Raw genomic sequence first — 17737 nt, forward strand, 5'->3', positions numbered from 1 at the left:
CGTTATTGCTTTCTATTTACTGCCAATAAACTGCTTAGGTGTCACACCCATTGCCCGTTTAAAGTGACGATGAAAATGGCTTTGATCATGAAACCCAGTCTCTTGCGCTACGTCAGAAATTGTCATCCCCTGGCGAAGCAGTTGTTTTGCCACTCGAAGTCGTGCCTGAATTTGGTATGCATGGGGCGGTAACCCAAACTCCTTTTGAAAACTACGTGTCAGGTAATAGGGGCTTAGGCCAGCTAGCTTAGATAGATCTTCCAAACTGACGTCAGCTTGGGGAAAATCATCGAGAAATTCCTTAACCATAGCCAGTTGTCTTTGACTTCGGGTTTGGGGCTCCCAGTTAACTCTGGTTTTACTGTGACGAGAGACCAACTTGACTAAGGTGCCATAGACCAAGGTTTCTCTGAGTAGCTTATTGTCAGACTGTGCCAGTGTATTGAAAACCAGTCTAAGTTGTTGAGCCAGTTCGGGGTCATAGACTACGGGTTCGGTAAAGTAGGGAGCGGCTAGTCCAGCACACAAACCTTGGCTGAGTTGTTCAAACTGTTCAGGCAGCGGGTACATGGCCTTATACTCCCAGCCGTCTTCGGTTGCGGTTTGGCCATTATGAACCTCGTCTGCATTAACAAGAATAATGCTGTCTTGTGGTGCAATGTGGTTTCCGCCAGTTCGATAGAAGCGTTGTGCGCCTTTTTCAATCACACCTATGGTATAGCCTTCATGGCTATGGCGAGAAAAGTTCTGATTCGTATATTTTGCATCTAGCAGCTCCAAACCTCCCAGCTCACTGGCAAGTTGGAAATTGGCTGACTCTTTTACACTCTTTGCCATTCGCTTTCCTTGCAAAATACGTTGTTAACAAGTCGTTGATTCAGTCTAGCTTATAGCGGTTACTTATTTTTGTACAAAATTGCTCTATTGTTGGTTTTAATACCTGCGTTTTGTGGTTGTTATTTGTTCGGAGTTTTGGCTTTTTACTTTTATTTTGTGTGTGGATTGTGATTGATGTTTGGGATAAAATCCCGCGCTTTGCTGCTGTTCTGAAATTATAAAAATGATTGATATAACTGTGCTACCAGTCTATTTAACGGCTGTAGTCGCTTTGCTGTTGTTGCCGGGGCCGGATATGCTGCTGATTGCTAGCTCAAGCATGAGCTATGGTCGAAAAGTGGGGATTTTTGCCAGTTTAGGTAACGCGACTTCTGGAATCATCTTGACGCTATTGGCGGCGTTGGGTGTTTCTGCCTTGATCGCGATGAGTCCAATTGCACTCAAGGCATTGCACTTACTTGGCGGCGCGTATCTGCTGAAAATGGGCTGGGATTGTTTGCGTGCTAACGCCACCGATGCCCCTCATCTTGAAGGTAGTAGTAAAGTTGCGACAACTTTCTATCAACGAGCTTTGGTGAGTAATTTACTTAACCCTAAAGCACTCGTCTTCTTTGTGATGTTTTTGCCTCAATTTGTGTCTAGTAATATCAGCGCAACCTCTGGTGAGCAGATGTTGGCACTTGGCTTGCTGTTGAATGTGCTTGGCTTACTGTTCAATTTGATATTGGTTGGACTGGTGGGAACTCTGGGCAAGCCATTGTTAGAAAATGAAAAGTTTCGCACTTATCAGCACAAGTTTATGGGGTTGATATTTGTCGTGCTTGCTATTTGGATGCTAAGCTCATTTGCAAGCTAAGTAGTCAGACAGGTCAGCAGCTAGCTGGCCTTTTTTATGCCAAAAATGTTGTCGAGATGAGGAAGTAATATGAATGTGCAGTTTGTTCTCAATCCGCCTAAAAACATTAAAGACGTGATCTACAGTGGTCTGAAATCTTTTAATATGCGCCATTTACCAGATGAAGATATCCAAACGTTGGCCTGTTATGTCGAAGATGACCAAGGCAATTTTGCTGGAGGATTAACAGGAGAAATCTACACCAATACGCTTTTCGTCGAGTTTCTTTGGGTTGATGACCAGTACCGAGATTCAGGAATTGGTTCAATGCTAATGGCACGTGTTGAGTCAGAAGCCAAAGCGTTTGGTGTTACCGACATGTACTTAGATACATACAGTTTTCAGGCACCAAACTTCTATGCCAAATTAGGCTTCAAAGAGATGGGACGCTATAAAGGTTTTCCAACGGTTGGAGTGGATAAGATTTTCTTACAGAAGAAAATCCAATAATGCGATTCAAACATTACTAGCATGGTTCGCCGTTTGGTTTGTTAGTCCCACTTCTTTGATGAGAATCGCACAAAAACCGGCACGACAGCGCAGCTCACTGTGAGTGAAGACATTGAACACTTAGCTCAGGGTGAAACCCAAAGGCCCCTCAATTGTTGAGAGGGGCCTTTGATGATGAATCTAAATCGACTAAATCAAGCTGTGCTGATGCTCGGAAATGAGCATTCCCATGGACTCTGACGCTTTGTCAAAGGCGTGTTCGTACGAGTCTGAGTCGTTGAAGGCTTCAATGACCTCGTAATAACACTTGAGCTTAGGTTCCGTACCAGATGGACGAACAATGACACGAGCGCCGCATGAGAGGTGGTAGATCAACACGTCACTGGCTGGTAAGTCGATGTGCTGCTCAGTTCCGTCAGCAAATCGTTTGGTCTGAGTTTTGAGATCTTCCGTCACTTCCACCTTGCTACCAGCGATCATGGTTGGTGGATTCGCTCTTAGCTTGTCACCCACTGGCGGTGATTTTGGATCAAGGGCAATACTGCGCTGAGCATTGAGATACATACCATGTTGGCGGTAGAGCGCTTCCAACTGATCCCAAATTGTTTTGCCCTGACTTTTTAGGTCTGCGGTTAGCTGAGCAAACGCGACCAGCGCAGAGAGACCATCCTTATCCCAAACCTTATTGCCAACGGTGTAACCTAACGCCTCTTCATAGGCGAACAGGAAGGGATGGTTGTCGCTCTGTTTTTGCATCGCCACGTTAGTTAACCATTTGAAGCCAGTTAATGTTTGATAGTATTGTGCACCGTGTGCTTGAGCAATTTTGTCCAACAACGTCGAAGACACAATGGTGTTGCCGACTAACGGAGCGTGTTCCCCTGCTTGAGATAACAGATAGTCACCAAAAAGCGAACCGACTTGATCGCCAGTGAGCATTTGGTACTCGCCATCTGGTTTACGCACCGCCACCGCAAAACGGTCTGCATCAGGGTCGTTTGCGCATGCCAGTTCAGCACCATGTTCTTTTGCTAATGCGACCACCATATCCATTGCCCCCGCTTCTTCTGGGTTAGGGAAATTGACGGTAGGGAAAGTGCCGTCTGGCTCTCGCTGTGCAGCAACGCTATAAACCTGAGTGAAGCCAGCATCTGACAACAAGGTTTCTGCCATATCCGCCCCCACACCATGCATGGCTGTATAGGCGATCGAGATACTCTCGGGTTGGGTATGATTGCCTAGCAGAGGATTGGCATTCATCGACTTGCGGTAGGTTTGGTAATAGTCATCTTGTAGCCACTCCAACAAACCGTTTTGCTCGGCGTCACTCAATGTCATCATTGGAATTGCACGGGTTGCCGCGAGGTCTATTTGAGCAGCAATACCCGAATCATGCGGCGGAATTATTTGAGCGCCGTTTTCCCAATAGACTTTAAAACCATTGTATTCCGGTGGGTTGTGGCTAGCTGTAACCACGACGGCGGCGGCGGCATTAAAGTGTTTCACGCCAAAGGCGACGATAGGAGTCGCAGCGACGTCATGAGTTAGGAATACTTTGATACCAAGAGCGGTTAAAGCACTGGCGGTATCATGGGCGAATTGTTTGGAGTCGGTTCGACCATCATAGCCAATTACGACACCACGAGTCTTGGCATTCTCGACTTGTTGGATAAGGTACTGACCAAGTCCACTGGCGGTCTCTTGAATCACCAGTCGGTTCATTCGGTTTGGGCCACAGCCCACTTTGCCGCGCAAACCTGCGGTACCAAATTCAAGTCGTTGGCGAAAGCGATCTTCTAGATCAGTTAAAGCCTGCTGGTCGATTAATTGTTGCAGTTCTTCACGAGTTCGTGGATCAGGATCTTTTTCTAACCAACGAGTTACTTGTTCCATCATCTTGCTTTACCTTCTTACTAGCTCAGACCTATTGATAACTTAAGTCTATGTTATGTTCCAAATTACGCTTAACTTTAGTTGATATTGATTATCATTTGCGAGATTGCAATCGCTAAACAGAACCAGATTTTTCCCTTACTCAAATCTGATAGGACTTTCTTGCACATTTCAAAAACGCCAACTAACGTTTATTAACATAAATATAACAACTTGCTAAAAATTTACTGGTTATAAGGAATTTTCCAAGTCCAAAGGCTGATTGGTACTTTCTTGTGTATGAAGAGACTTCTGCACGGAAGGTGACCAGCATCACGGTTGATGACTCTGGCAAAGGAGAGGTCTTTTGAAAAGTTTACAGGTATCACTGTGGCGACTAAGTAATGTGTCGTTAGTTGGTGTTACGGCGACTGCGCAAGCGGAGCAAAGTACATTCAACATGAGACAAGGTGTCACCAACATCAGTGAGCAGGTTTACGATCTGCACATGCTGATTTTCTACATCTGCTGCGCGATTGCTGTTGTCGTATTTGGTGTGATGTTCTACTCCATGTATCACCACCGCAAGTCTAAGGGGGCCGTTGCCGCCCATTTTCACGAAAGCACCAAAGTTGAAGTTATCTGGACGGTGATTCCTATCGTTATCCTTGTTCTTATGGCGATACCCGCGACCAAAACCTTGGTCGCCATGGAAGATACGTCTCAGTCCGATCTGACAGTTAAAATCACGGGTTCTCAGTGGAAATGGCACTACAGCTATTTTGATCAGGACGTCGAGTTTTTTAGCCTGCTTGCGACCAGTCAGAAGGCAATAGATGGCATCGAAGAGAAAGGCGCCAATTATCTTCTTGAAGTGGACAATCCGCTTGTTTTGCCAATCAATCGTAAAGTACGTTTCTTGCTCACTTCTGATGACGTCATTCACTCATGGTGGGTTCCTGATTTTGCTGTTAAGAAAGACACCATTCCCGGATTTATTAATGAAGCATGGACACGCATTGATAAGCCAGGGGTCTATCGAGGTCAGTGTGCCGAACTGTGTGGTCGGGCGCACGGATTTATGCCAATCGTCGTCCATGCGATGGAGGAACAAGAGTACGACGCTTGGTTGATTGCCAAGAAAGCGGAAATCGCTCAGGCCAAGCAAGAAGCGGCGGCTTCTCTGACGGCTTCCCTGTCTCTTGAGGAGTTAATGACCCTAGGTGAGAAAATCTACTTAGATCGATGCGCGGTGTGTCACCAAGTAACTGGGGCTGGGATTCTTGGTGCATTTCCTGCTATTACCGGAAGTAAAGTGGCGACAGGCGACGTCAGTGAGCACATAAATGTTGTCACCAACGGGCGTGCAGGCACAGCGATGCAGGCATTCGCTAATCAATTGACAGATAAAGAAATCGCTGCGGTGATCACTTATCAGCGCAATGGCTTGGGCAATAGCGTAGGAGACTTGGTTCAGGCATCGGATGTCAACCAATTCAAGGCGTCTAAGGAGGGGCAATGAAAACGTCCAAACCTGATTCTATCGTAGAAGATAAATCCAAATCAGCGCCTGCTACAGACGCAGAGGTAAGCCGAGCGAACAGCCGTTTAGCGATTGACGAACATGACCATCATGAAGCGCCTAAAGGTGTGACGCGTTGGCTATACTCGACCAACCATAAAGACATAGGCACGCTCTATCTTTGGTTCAGCTTTATCATGTTTCTGACTGGTGGTGCGATGGCGATGGTCATTCGTGCCGAGCTGTTCCAGCCAGGGTTGCAGTTGGTTGAACCGCAATTCTTTAATCAAATGACCACAGTACATGGTTTGGTGATGGTGTTTGGCGCTGTGATGCCAGCATTTACTGGCTTAGCCAACTGGATGATTCCGATGATGATTGGAGCTCCGGATATGGCGTTGCCACGAATGAACAACCTGAGCTTCTGGATCTTACCTTTTGCGTTTACGATTTTGATTGCCTCGCTGTTTACTGAGGGGGGAGGTCCAGATTTTGGTTGGACCTTCTATGCGCCGCTATCCACCACTTATGGCCCTGACAGTACGGCACTGTTTGTGTTCTCGGTACATATCATGGGGATCAGTTCGATCATGGGGGCGATCAATGTCATCGTTACCATCGTCAACATGCGCGCCCCGGGGATGACGTGGTTTAAGATGCCAATGTTCGTTTGGACATGGTTAATTACTGCATTCTTGTTGATTGCGGTGATGCCGGTACTGGCTGGAGCCGTGACCATGGTGTTAACTGACAAATATTTCGGTACATCATTCTTTGATGCTGCGGGCGGTGGTGACCCGGTGATGTTCCAACATATTTTCTGGTTCTTTGGACACCCTGAGGTTTACATCATGATTTTGCCATCATTTGGCATTATCTCGGCGATTATCCCCGCTTTCAGCGGTAAGAAGCTCTTCGGTTATCATTCCATGGTTTACGCGACGTGCAGTATTGCATTGCTGTCGTTCCTTGTGTGGGCACACCATATGTTTACGACGGGTATGCCCGTTTTCGCCGAGTTGTTTTTTATGTATTGCACCATGCTGATAGCGGTGCCAACGGGCGTTAAGGTGTTTAACTGGGTGGCGACAATGTGGCGCGGCGCAATGACTTTTGAGACGCCGATGTTGTTTGCGATCGCCTTTATCATTCTCTTTACTATTGGCGGTTTCTCGGGATTGATGCTGGCGATTGTACCGGCGGATTTTCAATATCATGACACCTACTTTGTTGTCGCGCACTTCCATTACGTTCTAGTTTCTGGAGCCGTATTCTCGATTATGGCGGCGGCCTATTACTGGCTGCCTAAATGGACCGGGCATATGTATGACCAAAAACTGAGCTTGTGGCACTTCTGGTGCTCTGTCATCTCAGTCAATGTGCTGTTTTTTCCGATGCACTTTCTTGGTCTCGCGGGGATGCCACGACGAATACCAGACTATGCGATTCAATTCGCTGATGTGAACCAGATTGTCTCTATAGGTGGGTTTGCCTTCGGCTTATCGCAACTGATTTTCCTGTGGTTAGTGATCAAGTGTATCAAGGGTGGAGAGAAGGTCTCTGCTAAACCCTGGCAGCGCGCTGAAGGTTTAGAGTGGACGGTGCCAAGTCCTGCGCCACATCATACCTTTTCTGAGCCACCAAAAATCGACTGAGGGAAGCTCATGGACGGACAAGCAAAATCAAACCGAAGATTAGTGATCAAGCTTTGTGCAGCCGTTGTTGCAATGTTTGGTTTTGGTTTTGCGCTGGTCCCCCTTTATGACGTGATGTGTGATGCGTTAGGAATCAATGGAAAAACCAACAGTGAGTCTGCGCTACAACCACAAGGTATGGTTCCTGACACATCACGTCTAATTCGAGTCGAGTTTATGGCACATAAGTATCATGATATTCCATGGTCGTTTGTTCCAGCTCAGTCTTATATGGAAGTCCATCCTGGACAGGTTATTCAAACCGCCTATTTTGCTGAAAACCTCTCTGCGCAGGAGATTGTTGGGCAAGCGGTGCCTTCGGTATCGCCGGGATTGGGGGCAACCTACTTCAACAAGATCGAGTGTTTTTGCTTTAGTCAGCAGCCCTTACAGGCCAAAAGCAAAGCTGAAATGCCTTTGATTTTCTATATAGAACCGGATATTCCCGACACTATTCATACTCTGACGTTGTCATACACGCTTTACGATATTACAGAGAAAGCGGCGACAATCGAGCTAGCTAAGGCTTCATCGACGATATCTGATCAGTCAGTGCAAGGAGCGACACAATGAGTTCTAAACATCAACCTTACTATGTCCCAGCTCAAAGCAGTTGGCCTATTGTTGGCGCAGTTTCTCTCTTTCTTATTGCGGTCGGTGCCGGTTTGACGGTGCAAAACATGGCGGAGGGGGGAGATGGCAGTGTATTTGGCAAGCTAATCCTGTTATCGGGTTTTCTGTTCTTACTTTACATGTTTGCTGGCTGGTTTAGTAACGTCATCACGGAATCAATGAGTGGTAAGTATTCTGCTCAGCTCTCACGTTCATTCAGGCAGGGGATGAGTTGGTTTATCTTCTCTGAAATCATGTTCTTTGGTGCGTTTTTTGGTGCGCTCTTTTATGCGCGAATGATTTCAGTTCCTTGGCTGGGGGGAGCGGGCAATAATGCCATGACTCACGAAGTGATTTGGCCGACATTTGAAGCCTTATGGCCTCTTACAACGACACCAAGTGGTGAAACGACGACCGCAATGTCTTGGCGGGGTATCCCACTTATCAATACGATTCTGCTGCTAACGTCTTCGATAACCCTTCATTTAGCTCATGTCAGCCTAGAACAGAATAAGCGTATGGCGCTGATTGTATGGCTCGAAATTACCATAGTGTTGGCATGTTTTTTCCTCTATTACCAAGGGGTTGAATACGCGCACGCCTATCATGAGCTTGGCTTAACCCTCCAATCTGGTGTGTATGGTAATACCTTCTTCTTGCTGACTGGGTTTCACGGTATGCACGTCTTTCTTGGCACGACGATCCTAATTGTTTTGCTGGCGAGGGTGGCGAAGGACCATTTTACTCCCAAAGAACATTTCGCTTTTCAAGCAGGCAGTTGGTATTGGCACTTTGTTGATGTGGTTTGGCTGTGTCTATTTGTGTTTGTTTACGTTCTTTAACACTTGATAGTGCGCCCGTTAGTAGGGGCGCACATTGGGTTCGATAAAGCCGCTTAAAAGGGCTGCAATCAGTAAGACAACTGCGAGTGCGGATAGGAATACGCGCCGGCCAAGGTAGAAACTCATGGGTTTGTCATCTTGTGGAGATTTATCGCTGTCTTCATTTGAGTCGGGCCCTTTGACCATCTCAAGCATGGCTCGACCAAGGTTGATTAAGATGAAAAGTAGCAGCAATACCAATACCAGTTTGAAGATAAATACCATGAGGCGGTCCTTTGTTTCTCACATCAGAATTGGGCGTTTTGTCGTTGGTTTTGTATTAACTGTGGTTGTCTTTTCAATATTGGTCAACTTGGGCTTTTGGCAATTATCTCGAGCTGCCGAAAAAACTGAAATAGAGCAACAGGTTACTCAAAGACAACACTTGGCTGCCATTTCCTTGGATCAACTCAGTGATGAGATGCGAAACGATCCCATAGGGCTGAAAGTGCATTTCCAAGCTCAACCGATGAAGGACAAGCTGTTGTTATTGGACAATCAACATCATCAAGGCAAGGTTGGGTATCTGGCATTGCAACTGGTCGAAAGTGCAGGAGGAAAGCGGGTGATTGTTGAGCGTGGATTTGTTCCCGCGCCTCGTTTACGGGATGAATTGCCTGAGGTTGATTGGTTGGAGTTGCCCCTAAATATCGAAGGACGTTTATATCGGAAATCAGTTAACCCGCTAAGTCATGAATTACTCATTGAATCTGGCCCAATCAGCCGTATTCAAAACCTCAATTTCGCTGAGTTGGAAATGTTTTGGAAAGTGAAGATAGAGCCTTATGTGGTTCAGCCGATGAGTGAAAGTTGGCCGTATCCGCAACCTTGGCAGCCAGTATCCATGAACGCCCAGAAACACCGGGGATATGCTGTGCAGTGGTTTTCGATGGCAGGTGTATTAGCCATCATCAGTGGTTTAGTGTTGATACGAATCATGAGACAAGGAGCATCACATGATTAATCCAGTTCAGCGTGGAAGAATGATTTTTATCGGCTTAGTTCTGTTGTTCGCTTTGCCGGCCATTATTGCCAAAACGGTGCTCACCCAGCATTGGTATCAGTCTGGTGTCACGAATAAAGGGGAATTAATTGCCCCAACCGCGACCTTGGCGTCGTTGGGCATCGATAATCCTTACCAGCAGAGCCAGTGGCAAGTGGGCTATGTGATTCCAGCTCAGTGTGATGATTTTTGTCAGCAGCAAGTCTATTTATTAGGGCAAAGCCATGTTGCTTTAGGCAAGTATCAGCAACGAGTTCAGCCTGTTCTACTGGTCACTGAACATAGCGCTGATATTGAGCTAGAGCAGGGCAAATACACTCGGTTATTGGTCAACCAAGACTTTGAACAAATTGTCCATCCTTTTGAATATGTGATTGTAGACCCACTAGGGCAGTTAGTGATGCGCTATCCACGTGTTGAGTCTCAGGATCAGTTAATTGCGCAGAGCAAAGGATTATTGGCGGATTTACGCAAGTTGCTGAAGTTGTCACGAGTTGGTTAACCGCAAGGAGTGCGGATATGAAGTTAATTCACCTTGTCAGATTAAGTCTTGTTCTCACGTTTATTGTTGTGATGCTCGGAGCCTATACGCGTCTCGCTGATGCTGGCTTAGGTTGCCCAGATTGGCCTGGGTGCTACGGTCATCTCACCGTACCCAATGAGCACCATGAGATAGCATTGGCGAAGTCTCTTTTTCCGTCCTTAACGGTGGAAGAAGACAAAGCGTGGTTGGAAATGATCCATCGCTATTTTGCTGGCACTCTGGGGATGATTGTGTTTGCGATTAGTCTAATCGCGATTAAAACACGTCAGTTACCGATTGTTTTAGCTTCTGCCCTACCTGTGGTGGTGATATTTCAAGCCTTGCTCGGGATGTGGACGGTGACGATGAAACTGATGCCTATTGTGGTGATGGGTCACCTGCTTGGCGGATTTACGTTGTTTAGCTTGTTGGCAATAAGTCACTGGAAGCTTCAAGAACATGCGTCTGACCGCCTGACGGGAGCGACAGACAGCGGTGGATTGAAACTATTGGCAGCACTGACGTTGCTGGTTGTTATTATCCAGATTGCTCTTGGCGGTTGGACTTCATCGAACTACGCGGCACTTATGTGTACAACTTTGCCCATTTGTGAAGGCAATTGGAGTGCGTATCTAGATTTTACACGCGCTTTTGAACTGATTCAGCCCAAGCAAGAAAGCTATGAGTTCGGTACGCTTGATTATGGAGCACGGATGACGATTCACGTAACCCATCGTTTTGGTGCGCTGGTGGTGACACTGCTGGTTGCCAGTCTAGCCTATCAATTGTTGAAGACGCGTCTGGTTGACTATAGAAAAGTCGCGACATCATTGCTGGTTATGCTGGTGCTACAGATTAGTTTGGGTATCGCTAATGTCTTGCTCAGTCTGCCGTTGGTTATCGCTGTCGCACATAACCTTGGAGCCGCGATGTTGTTGATTATTGTTTTACGGACCAACTATCTCATTTGGTTGTCACACTCGGCTAGAACTACTAGTGGCGCTTTGTATAGTAAGGAGAATGCTCATGAGTAAATCAATCCCTGCTAGTCATATTGAGAGCAGAGCACAATGGCGAAACTACCTCACTTTGACTAAACCGAAAGTGGTCGCGTTGATGCTGCTAACTGCTCTAGTTGGTATGTGTCTTGCCGTCCCGGGAGCGTTACCGGTTAAAGAGAGTATGCTTGGCCTACTGGGTATTGGTTTGATGGCAGGTTCGGCGGCAGCATTCAATCATCTTATTGATCAGCGAATTGATGCGGTTATGGCCCGTACCTACAAAAGACCATTACCATCAGGTCAGATGAAATCACATCACGTATTCAGTTTTGCAATGGTGATTGGACTGGTTGGTTTCGTGATCCTATATTGGGGCGTCAATGGTTTAACGGCTTGGCTAACGTTTGCTAGCCTTCTGGGTTATGCAGTGGTTTACACCATGTATCTCAAGCGAGCGACGCCGCAAAATATTGTCATCGCTGGCATTGCCGGTGCTATGCCTCCGTTGCTGGGGTGGGCAGCGGTTACAGGAGAGATGCATGCCAACGGATGGCTACTAGTGATGATCATCTTTATCTGGACGCCACCACATTTCTGGGCTCTGGCGATTCACCGTAAGGAGGACTATGCCAAAGCGGATATTCCAATGTTGCCAGTGACGCATGGCGTGGAATATACCAAAACCTCGATTCTTCTCTATACGATATTGCTAGCGATAGTCTGCCTACTACCCGCTTTGGTGGGGATGAGCGGCAGTCTGTATTGGATAGGTTCAACCATATTGAGTCTCGGCTTCATCGGTCATGCATGGAAGTTGAAATTCAATCCACACGAAAAATCGGCTATCGAGACATTTAAGTTTTCCATTTATCATTTAATGCTCCTGTTTTTGCTGCTTCTACTTGATCATTACTGGGTTGGTTAATGTGTGTCATCGGAACGCTGGACTCACTTGATGAGTTCAGTGTTTCGCCTCTAACTCCTCTTGTTCATCCGCTTTCACTCCCTCTTCCTCAGCCCTAAGTAATGTCGTAAAAATTAATTTACACCCTGTGTAAAATGTAAAAAAGCCAAAAATATTGCCTTTTATTTAAAATAGTGGTTGCAACCTTGGTTTTTGATAGATAAGTTACAGGGAACAGGAACAAGAAAAGCTGAACGTTTTTTCACCGCCCAATTTTGGTGTAGCGTTCAACCAAGAGAAATAGGAAGAAGTAAGCAATGTTTCAGACAGATGATGTACGAATTAATAAAGTAAAAGAGTTATTACCGCCAGTTGCGGTTTTAGAGAAGTTTCCAGCGACTGAATCAGCTTCTTCGACCACGTTTCGCTCGCGTGAAGCAATCTCGAATATTCTAAAAGGCGAAGATGATCGTCTGCTGGTCATTATCGGTCCATGTTCAATTCACGATCCAGACGCCGCAATCGAATATGGTAAACGACTCAAAGTTCTTCGTGATGAGCTAGGAGATCGTCTAGAAGTCGTGATGCGTGTTTACTTTGAAAAGCCACGCACAACCGTTGGCTGGAAAGGCTTGATTAACGATCCGTACCTAAATGATACCTTTAAAATCAATGATGGTCTGCGTATGGGTCGTAAGCTACTGCTTGATCTTACGGATATGGGCATGCCGACGGCGAGTGAGTTCCTTGATATGATTTCACCGCAATACGTTGCTGACTTAATCAGTTGGGGTGCGATTGGCGCACGTACTACTGAGTCTCAAGTTCACCGTGAATTGGCTTCGGGTATCTCATGTCCGGTAGGTTTTAAAAATGGTACAGACGGTAACATTAAGATCGCTTCTGACGCGATTCGTTCAGCAAGTGCATCACACCACTTCCTATCTGTAACTAAGTATGGTCATTCAGCGATCATTGAAACAGCAGGCAACCCTGATTGTCATATCATCCTACGTGGTGGCAAAGAGCCGAACTACAGTGCTGAACACGTGAGTGCAATTAAGCAAGAGCTAGAGCAGTCTGGCCTGCCTCAAAAAGTGATGATTGATTTTAGTCACGCAAACAGTTCTAAGCAGTACCAGCGTCAGATGGTCGTGGCAGAAGATGTTGCTAACCAGATTGCTGGTGGTGAAGAGGCGATCTTTGGCGTCATGATCGAGTCGCATCTGGTTGAAGGTCGTCAAGATTTGGTGGAAGGTGAAGAGCTAACCTACGGTCAGTCTATTACCGATGCTTGTATTGGTTGGGAAGATACTGAAAAAGTGCTTCGTCAACTAGCGGATGCTGTCGCAGAGCGCCGTAACAGCAAGTAGTCATCACTGTATAGTGAGAAAAAGCTCCCGAGGGAGCTTTTTTTGTTTTTTGGCTAATCGTTGCTCGCCAACGTCTGGCTTTAGATCGAATAACTATCGACCCATATAGGCAACAATCACCTTATCTTCGCCTAAGGTTCTTGAGAATACATAAGCGTTGTCATTCATAATTTGTAGGTGTTTGCCCGCGCCGATGGCAGGATGCTTTTGACGGAACTGACCGAGACTTTGCCAGTGAGAAAGCAGTTGTTTTCTTTCACTATCTAATTTCCACAGCATGTTAGAGCGAGTACCTTGATGGAAATCATCCGCATAAGGTCCAAGCTCACGACCCACTTCATCTCCATAATAGATCTGTACCGCTCCAGGGCTTAGCAGAAGAGCATTGGCCGCGTTGCGCTGCATGTCGAACGACTTGAAGCGGTTAAAGAACAGCTCTGTATCGTGAGAAGACATATAACTGACAGGGGTGAAGTCTGGCGTTGACTGAATCGAGTCTGCGTAGTTTTGGTAAACCTCCTGCATTTGACTGAAACATGCTGCCCCTTTATCAAGTTTTTTCTGCATATCGAAGTTAATCAAAGCATCAAAGCCTTGGTCAGCATAAGGTGAGCGATAGGCCGAATGCCCCCATACTTCGCCCATCATCCAAAATGGAAGACCTTGCTGGCCATTCTGTTCTCTCCATACGGATAAACCGTCACTCGCAGCTTGTTTGAGCTTGAGCCATACGTCACCCTCAACGTGTTTGACGGTATCGACCCGAAAGCCATCGATCCCAAAGCGCTTCACCCAGTCAGATTGCCACTCTACTAAGTAGTCAGAGACGGTGTAGTTATCTCTATTCACCACACGTGTATCAGGATTGTTGAGCAACCACTGAGGCGGGCTAACAAACTTGGAAGACTCGGTGCGAAAATCGGGTAAACCCGCTAGATTCATTGTGGTGTCGCTACTTCCGGGTTGAGAATAACCAGGCAGCCCTGCTCGTACCCAATCAGGTCCCCACCAATTAATCCACTGATCGCTTTGATAATCGATATGATTGTTGTAGCTGTGCCAATTTTGCTCGGGTTGTGGTTTCCACTCGGCCCAACTATCTGGTAATGCATTGCTATGGGCAACCTGCAAGTTGTCGAACTGCATGTCGGCCAAAGTGGCGTAGCCTGCGTGGTTGACGACCGCGTCCAGAAGAACCTTGATGCCGCGTTTATGAGCTTCAGAAACCAGAGTGCGCAGATCCTCTTCACTGCCGAAGTTTTGATCTATTTTGGTGAAGTCGCGAGTCCAGTAGCCATGGTAAGCATAGAAGGGAAAACTACCGCTCTCTCCGCCACCAACAAAACCATGCACTTGTTCAACAATTGGCGATAGCCAGATAGCGTCTGTACCTAAGCTCTTGATGTAGTCTAGCTTGCTAATAACCCCCTTGAGGTCACCACCATGAAAAGTGCCCACTTCTTGTTGCTGGTCTTTTTGACGTTGGTAGCTGTGATCATTATCGGCGTCGCCATTGTTAAAGCGGTCGACCATGACAAAGTAGATATTGGCATTGTGGTAGTTAAATTGAGGTGTGTTCTCGGGAGACACGACAGGCTCTAAGAGGACTAAACCGCCACTGCTCTTAGCTGGTGTCAGAGTGACGGTGTTGCTGGATACTGTCACCATTTGCCCGCTTAATGCATCTCTTAGTTGGGCGCCTTCTGCAAACGTATCACCAAGGTTAATGGTGACCTCTTTTCCGGAATACTGACGGCACTGAACATCAGGGATAGGTCGACTAAATGTTTTGTCACTTTTTGTCGCCTGTCGAGCGACTGTCAGGGTATTGAGTTCAGGATCTAAGGTAAAGGCATAGTCGCCACTAAAACGAATATTTAGGGGAAGGATGGTGTCCTTTCCGCAGCTTAGAGACAGTGGGCGACGAAATTTCACTTTTTGATTCTCTGGCGCCTTGCATGTTCCTTCTACGCCGGAAATCGTTAGCTGGTAGCTCTCCTTGTTTAAAGATAAAACGACCGGTTCAGAAGCCGAAAGAGGGACATCTCGACTGGTTGTCGTAGTCGACAACGTAAGCGTAGGGCTGGCGAATACAGGAAAACTGCACAGTGCAGCAAGCATAATAGTGTTGGGCACAAATGGGCGTTTCACGTTACATCCTTGAGGTCATTGTATTGGTGGATAAATACTCTAACTTAGCAAGTTGTGCTCAACATCATTCTTATCATCTACGCCCTAAATTCCGAGAGTGGTCACATTATCTTTTGCTAGAGGAGGATATTAGTGATTCATTCTTCTTGGGACGCATGTTGGTAAATGGGAGTATGCATTCTCATTTTTGAAACTTTCATCATTTATTTACATGAAAAATAACTATCAATCCGCCCGATAGTCTAAATTCTGTGCGGTAGCATACAATTAGCAATATTACTGTTTATAAATGACTCAAATAATCGCTGGAATAAACTGCGATTTTTGCTATTTTGTTCGAATAAATAAAATGATACCAAATGTTTCCATCCCCTTGATATTTCATGAGGGAGATGTTGTGGGGAACCCTTTATGGACGTGGATGTTTTGCGCCAAGCTGCTGTGATTAAAGAAATTTCTGGTGATGTTGTTATTGTTTCGCCGGATGGGAAAGCACGTAAAGCCGAAGTTGGTGACACGGTCGCTAAAAATGAGATAGTGATTACGGCGAATCAGTCGACTATTCTGATGGAGTCGCCAACGGCCGCATATCATCTCGATTCGAATGCCATCGCTATTGAGCCCGATGTGGGTGAATGGGGGGCGGTTCCTATTGCCGGCGAAGTCAATTTTGATCTGACTAACCTTAGTGATGGTGCGTTCGATGAAGCGGAACTAGCCGCCATTCAAGAAGCCATTTTAGCCGGTGCGGACCCTACAGAATTACTTGAAGCAACTGCTGCTGGCGGTGGAGCAGGTTCTGCAAACGCTGGTTTTGTGACCATTGATTATAATGGTGCAGAAGTGCTTGCAAGCACCTTCTTCGAAACATCTGGTTTTGCGTCCAATAACCTTGATGAAATCGATGAAGAGGATAGACCATTAGTTTTTGCTGCTGGCGGGGAAAGCGTAAGCGAATCTTTGGTTGAAGGTTCTTTATCTCAAGGTACATACCCACAAACGACTACAAGCTCAGCTACGATTTTGGCTGGCGACTTACCGCTTGATCCCACTTCGTTTATTCCCAACGCTATTTCGCTAGCATCTCTTTTAAGTGAGTTGAATAGCGACATCACTTCTCACGGGCAGCCCGTTACGTTCGGCTACAACGCCAGTGAAAATGCGATTGTTGGTGTTTTAGGTGGCGAAGAAGTACTTCGCATCGATATTGACACCAGTAATCTTGGTAAAAACGTAGTTCTTGAACTCACAACGACTATTTCACAGCCTATTGACCATGTTCCTTCTGTTGGTGGTGGTCAGGTTGCGATTAACAACGACCGCATCGTTATTTCGTTTGAAATTGATGGCAAAGACAGCGGCGGTAACTCGATTCGAACGCCGATTGATGCACAGGTAGCCATCGGCGATGGCGCAGCAGCGCAATTTACCGCGATTGATAGCGCCAATGTTTTTGAAGCGGGTCTGAATGACGGATCGGGTGTTGGGGCAACGAATACGGAATTTGAAGGGACGCTCAATGGTGCATTAGGTAGTGACAAGGTCACTGAACTGCAGATTGATGTTGATGCGTTTAATGCAACTCAACAGATTTCTCCTGTGACGTCACAAGGGCAACCTATTATCCTCGAAGCCGTTGATGGTCAGGCCGGTGTTTATTCAGGTTATATCTTGCTGGAAGGCGTTCGCGTTAATGTACTTAAAATCACCCTTGGTGATGTGACAAACAGCAATACGGCGTTTAGCGCTGGCTATAAAGTTGAGCTCTTGGATGTACTTGATCATGGTCAGCAGGGTATGGATTCGATTTCAATTCCATTGCCCGTGTTTGCTATTGATGCGGACAACGATCAGTCTGAGCGTTCCCAACTCGTGATCAATATTGGTGATGACCTACAAGTGGTGACCGACGGCAGTTTAAGTGTCACCGAACCGGATCATATCGGCACGGCATCCAGTAACCAGATTGATGTCATCACCAAAGCGGGGGCGGAGCACGGTCAAGTTACCTCGTTCACG

At 46.5% G+C, this 17737-nt stretch carries 16 protein-coding genes; 12 read left to right on the top strand and 4 right to left on the bottom strand.

Annotated features, from left to right (window positions below; translation table 11 throughout):
• Window positions 1–12: 12 nt before the first annotated feature.
• Entirely contained in the window at window positions 13–837 is an 825-nt protein-coding gene (locus ACQEXP_RS12775; RefSeq protein WP_426970295.1) for an AraC family transcriptional regulator, read from the bottom strand.
• Window positions 838–1060: 223 nt separating this feature from the next.
• Between ACQEXP_RS12775 and ACQEXP_RS12780 the strand changes: the two genes are divergently transcribed.
• Both ACQEXP_RS12780 and ACQEXP_RS12785 read left to right on the top strand, forming a co-directional pair.
• On the top strand, window positions 1061–1693 hold the full coding sequence (locus tag ACQEXP_RS12780; protein ID WP_426970297.1) for a LysE family translocator: 633 nt from the start codon (window positions 1061–1063) through the stop codon (window positions 1691–1693).
• Between the two features lie 69 nt (window positions 1694–1762).
• Window positions 1763–2182 (top strand): GNAT family N-acetyltransferase, encoded by a 420-nt coding sequence (locus tag ACQEXP_RS12785; protein ID WP_426970299.1) that lies wholly within the window; start codon window positions 1763–1765, stop codon window positions 2180–2182.
• A 189-nt stretch (window positions 2183–2371) separates the two neighbouring features.
• On the opposite strand, the gene ACQEXP_RS12790 is transcribed toward ACQEXP_RS12785, so the two are convergent.
• Window positions 2372–4078: a phospho-sugar mutase gene (locus ACQEXP_RS12790; protein ID WP_426970301.1), complete on the bottom strand. Its 1707-nt coding sequence runs from the start codon at window positions 4076–4078 to the stop codon at window positions 2372–2374.
• Window positions 4079–4460: 382 nt separating this feature from the next.
• On the opposite strand from ACQEXP_RS12790, the gene coxB reads away from it, so the two are divergent.
• Genes coxB through ACQEXP_RS12810 form a run of 4 tightly spaced genes read left to right on the top strand, consistent with a single transcriptional unit; the run spans window position 4461 to window position 8724 of the window.
• Window positions 4461–5576 (top strand): cytochrome c oxidase subunit II, encoded by a 1116-nt coding sequence (gene coxB, locus ACQEXP_RS12795; protein WP_426970324.1) that lies wholly within the window; start codon window positions 4461–4463, stop codon window positions 5574–5576.
• Window positions 5573–7231, top strand: a complete 1659-nt coding sequence (gene ctaD, locus ACQEXP_RS12800; protein ID WP_426970302.1) for a cytochrome c oxidase subunit I — start codon at window positions 5573–5575, stop codon at window positions 7229–7231. The genes coxB and ctaD overlap by 4 nt, the downstream gene beginning before the upstream one ends.
• Window positions 7232–7240: 9 nt before the next feature.
• Window positions 7241–7843, top strand: a complete 603-nt coding sequence (locus ACQEXP_RS12805; protein WP_269375777.1) for a cytochrome c oxidase assembly protein — start codon at window positions 7241–7243, stop codon at window positions 7841–7843.
• Window positions 7840–8724 carry a cytochrome c oxidase subunit 3 gene (locus tag ACQEXP_RS12810; protein WP_426970304.1) on the top strand — a complete coding sequence of 295 codons (885 nt, stop codon included), beginning with the start codon at window positions 7840–7842 and terminating at the stop codon, window positions 8722–8724. The genes ACQEXP_RS12805 and ACQEXP_RS12810 overlap by 4 nt, the downstream gene beginning before the upstream one ends.
• A gap of 18 nt (window positions 8725–8742) precedes the next feature.
• On the opposite strand, the gene ACQEXP_RS12815 is transcribed toward ACQEXP_RS12810, so the two are convergent.
• Window positions 8743–8988, bottom strand: coding sequence for a DUF2909 family protein (locus tag ACQEXP_RS12815; RefSeq protein ID WP_269375775.1), 246 nt, complete (start codon window positions 8986–8988; stop codon window positions 8743–8745).
• On the opposite strand from ACQEXP_RS12815, the gene ACQEXP_RS12820 reads away from it, so the two are divergent.
• From ACQEXP_RS12820 to aroG, 5 genes are all read left to right on the top strand, one after another.
• Window positions 8942–9727, top strand: coding sequence for an SURF1 family protein (locus ACQEXP_RS12820; protein ID WP_426970306.1), 786 nt, complete (start codon window positions 8942–8944; stop codon window positions 9725–9727). The two genes, ACQEXP_RS12815 and ACQEXP_RS12820, sit on opposite strands and share 47 nt — an antisense overlap.
• The gene (locus ACQEXP_RS12825; RefSeq protein ID WP_426970307.1) at window positions 9720–10268 is read left to right on the top strand and encodes a hypothetical protein; all 549 of its coding nucleotides are present in this window, start codon (window positions 9720–9722) and stop codon (window positions 10266–10268) included. The genes ACQEXP_RS12820 and ACQEXP_RS12825 overlap by 8 nt, the downstream gene beginning before the upstream one ends.
• Window positions 10269–10285: 17 nt before the next feature.
• Complete coding sequence (locus ACQEXP_RS12830; RefSeq protein WP_426970309.1) at window positions 10286–11323, top strand: COX15/CtaA family protein; 1038 nt, start codon at window positions 10286–10288, stop codon at window positions 11321–11323.
• Window positions 11316–12215 (top strand): heme o synthase, encoded by a 900-nt coding sequence (gene cyoE, locus ACQEXP_RS12835; RefSeq protein ID WP_426970311.1) that lies wholly within the window; start codon window positions 11316–11318, stop codon window positions 12213–12215. Before ACQEXP_RS12830 ends, cyoE begins: the two co-directional genes overlap by 8 nt.
• A gap of 296 nt (window positions 12216–12511) precedes the next feature.
• The gene (gene aroG / locus ACQEXP_RS12840; protein WP_269375770.1) at window positions 12512–13567 is read left to right on the top strand and encodes a 3-deoxy-7-phosphoheptulonate synthase AroG; all 1056 of its coding nucleotides are present in this window, start codon (window positions 12512–12514) and stop codon (window positions 13565–13567) included.
• Window positions 13568–13660: 93 nt separating this feature from the next.
• Here the strand turns inward: aroG and ACQEXP_RS12845 are convergent, their stop codons facing one another.
• Entirely contained in the window at window positions 13661–15688 is a 2028-nt protein-coding gene (locus ACQEXP_RS12845; RefSeq protein WP_426970326.1) for an alpha-amylase, read from the bottom strand.
• A gap of 441 nt (window positions 15689–16129) precedes the next feature.
• Between ACQEXP_RS12845 and ACQEXP_RS12850 the strand changes: the two genes are divergently transcribed.
• On the top strand, window positions 16130–17737 hold a 1608-nt coding region (locus ACQEXP_RS12850; RefSeq protein WP_426970314.1), incomplete at its 3' end, for a retention module-containing protein.

Origin of the sequence: Vibrio sp. TRT 1302 (assembly GCF_050113875.1) — a bacterium.
Classification (GTDB): Bacteria; Pseudomonadota; Gammaproteobacteria; order Enterobacterales; family Vibrionaceae; genus Vibrio.

What these genes read in the sequence shown, in the direction of transcription:
- ACQEXP_RS12815 (WP_269375775.1), bottom strand. Translation starts at nt 8,988, where the DNA reads ATGGTATTTATCTTCAAACTGGTATTGGTATTGCTGCTACTTTTCATC.
- aroG (WP_269375770.1), top strand. Translation starts at nt 12,512, where the DNA reads ATGTTTCAGACAGATGATGTACGAATTAATAAAGTAAAAGAGTTATTA.
- ACQEXP_RS12820 (WP_426970306.1), top strand. Translation starts at nt 8,942, where the DNA reads ATGAAAAGTAGCAGCAATACCAATACCAGTTTGAAGATAAATACCATG.
- ACQEXP_RS12845 (WP_426970326.1), bottom strand. Translation starts at nt 15,688, where the DNA reads ATGCTTGCTGCACTGTGCAGTTTTCCTGTATTCGCCAGCCCTACGCTT.
- ACQEXP_RS12830 (WP_426970309.1), top strand. Translation starts at nt 10,286, where the DNA reads ATGAAGTTAATTCACCTTGTCAGATTAAGTCTTGTTCTCACGTTTATT.
- cyoE (WP_426970311.1), top strand. Translation starts at nt 11,316, where the DNA reads ATGAGTAAATCAATCCCTGCTAGTCATATTGAGAGCAGAGCACAATGG.
- ACQEXP_RS12805 (WP_269375777.1), top strand. Translation starts at nt 7,241, where the DNA reads ATGGACGGACAAGCAAAATCAAACCGAAGATTAGTGATCAAGCTTTGT.
- ctaD (WP_426970302.1), top strand. Translation starts at nt 5,573, where the DNA reads ATGAAAACGTCCAAACCTGATTCTATCGTAGAAGATAAATCCAAATCA.
- ACQEXP_RS12780 (WP_426970297.1), top strand. Translation starts at nt 1,061, where the DNA reads ATGATTGATATAACTGTGCTACCAGTCTATTTAACGGCTGTAGTCGCT.
- ACQEXP_RS12790 (WP_426970301.1), bottom strand. Translation starts at nt 4,078, where the DNA reads ATGATGGAACAAGTAACTCGTTGGTTAGAAAAAGATCCTGATCCACGA.
- ACQEXP_RS12785 (WP_426970299.1), top strand. Translation starts at nt 1,763, where the DNA reads ATGAATGTGCAGTTTGTTCTCAATCCGCCTAAAAACATTAAAGACGTG.
- ACQEXP_RS12825 (WP_426970307.1), top strand. Translation starts at nt 9,720, where the DNA reads ATGATTAATCCAGTTCAGCGTGGAAGAATGATTTTTATCGGCTTAGTT.
- ACQEXP_RS12810 (WP_426970304.1), top strand. Translation starts at nt 7,840, where the DNA reads ATGAGTTCTAAACATCAACCTTACTATGTCCCAGCTCAAAGCAGTTGG.
- ACQEXP_RS12775 (WP_426970295.1), bottom strand. Translation starts at nt 837, where the DNA reads ATGGCAAAGAGTGTAAAAGAGTCAGCCAATTTCCAACTTGCCAGTGAG.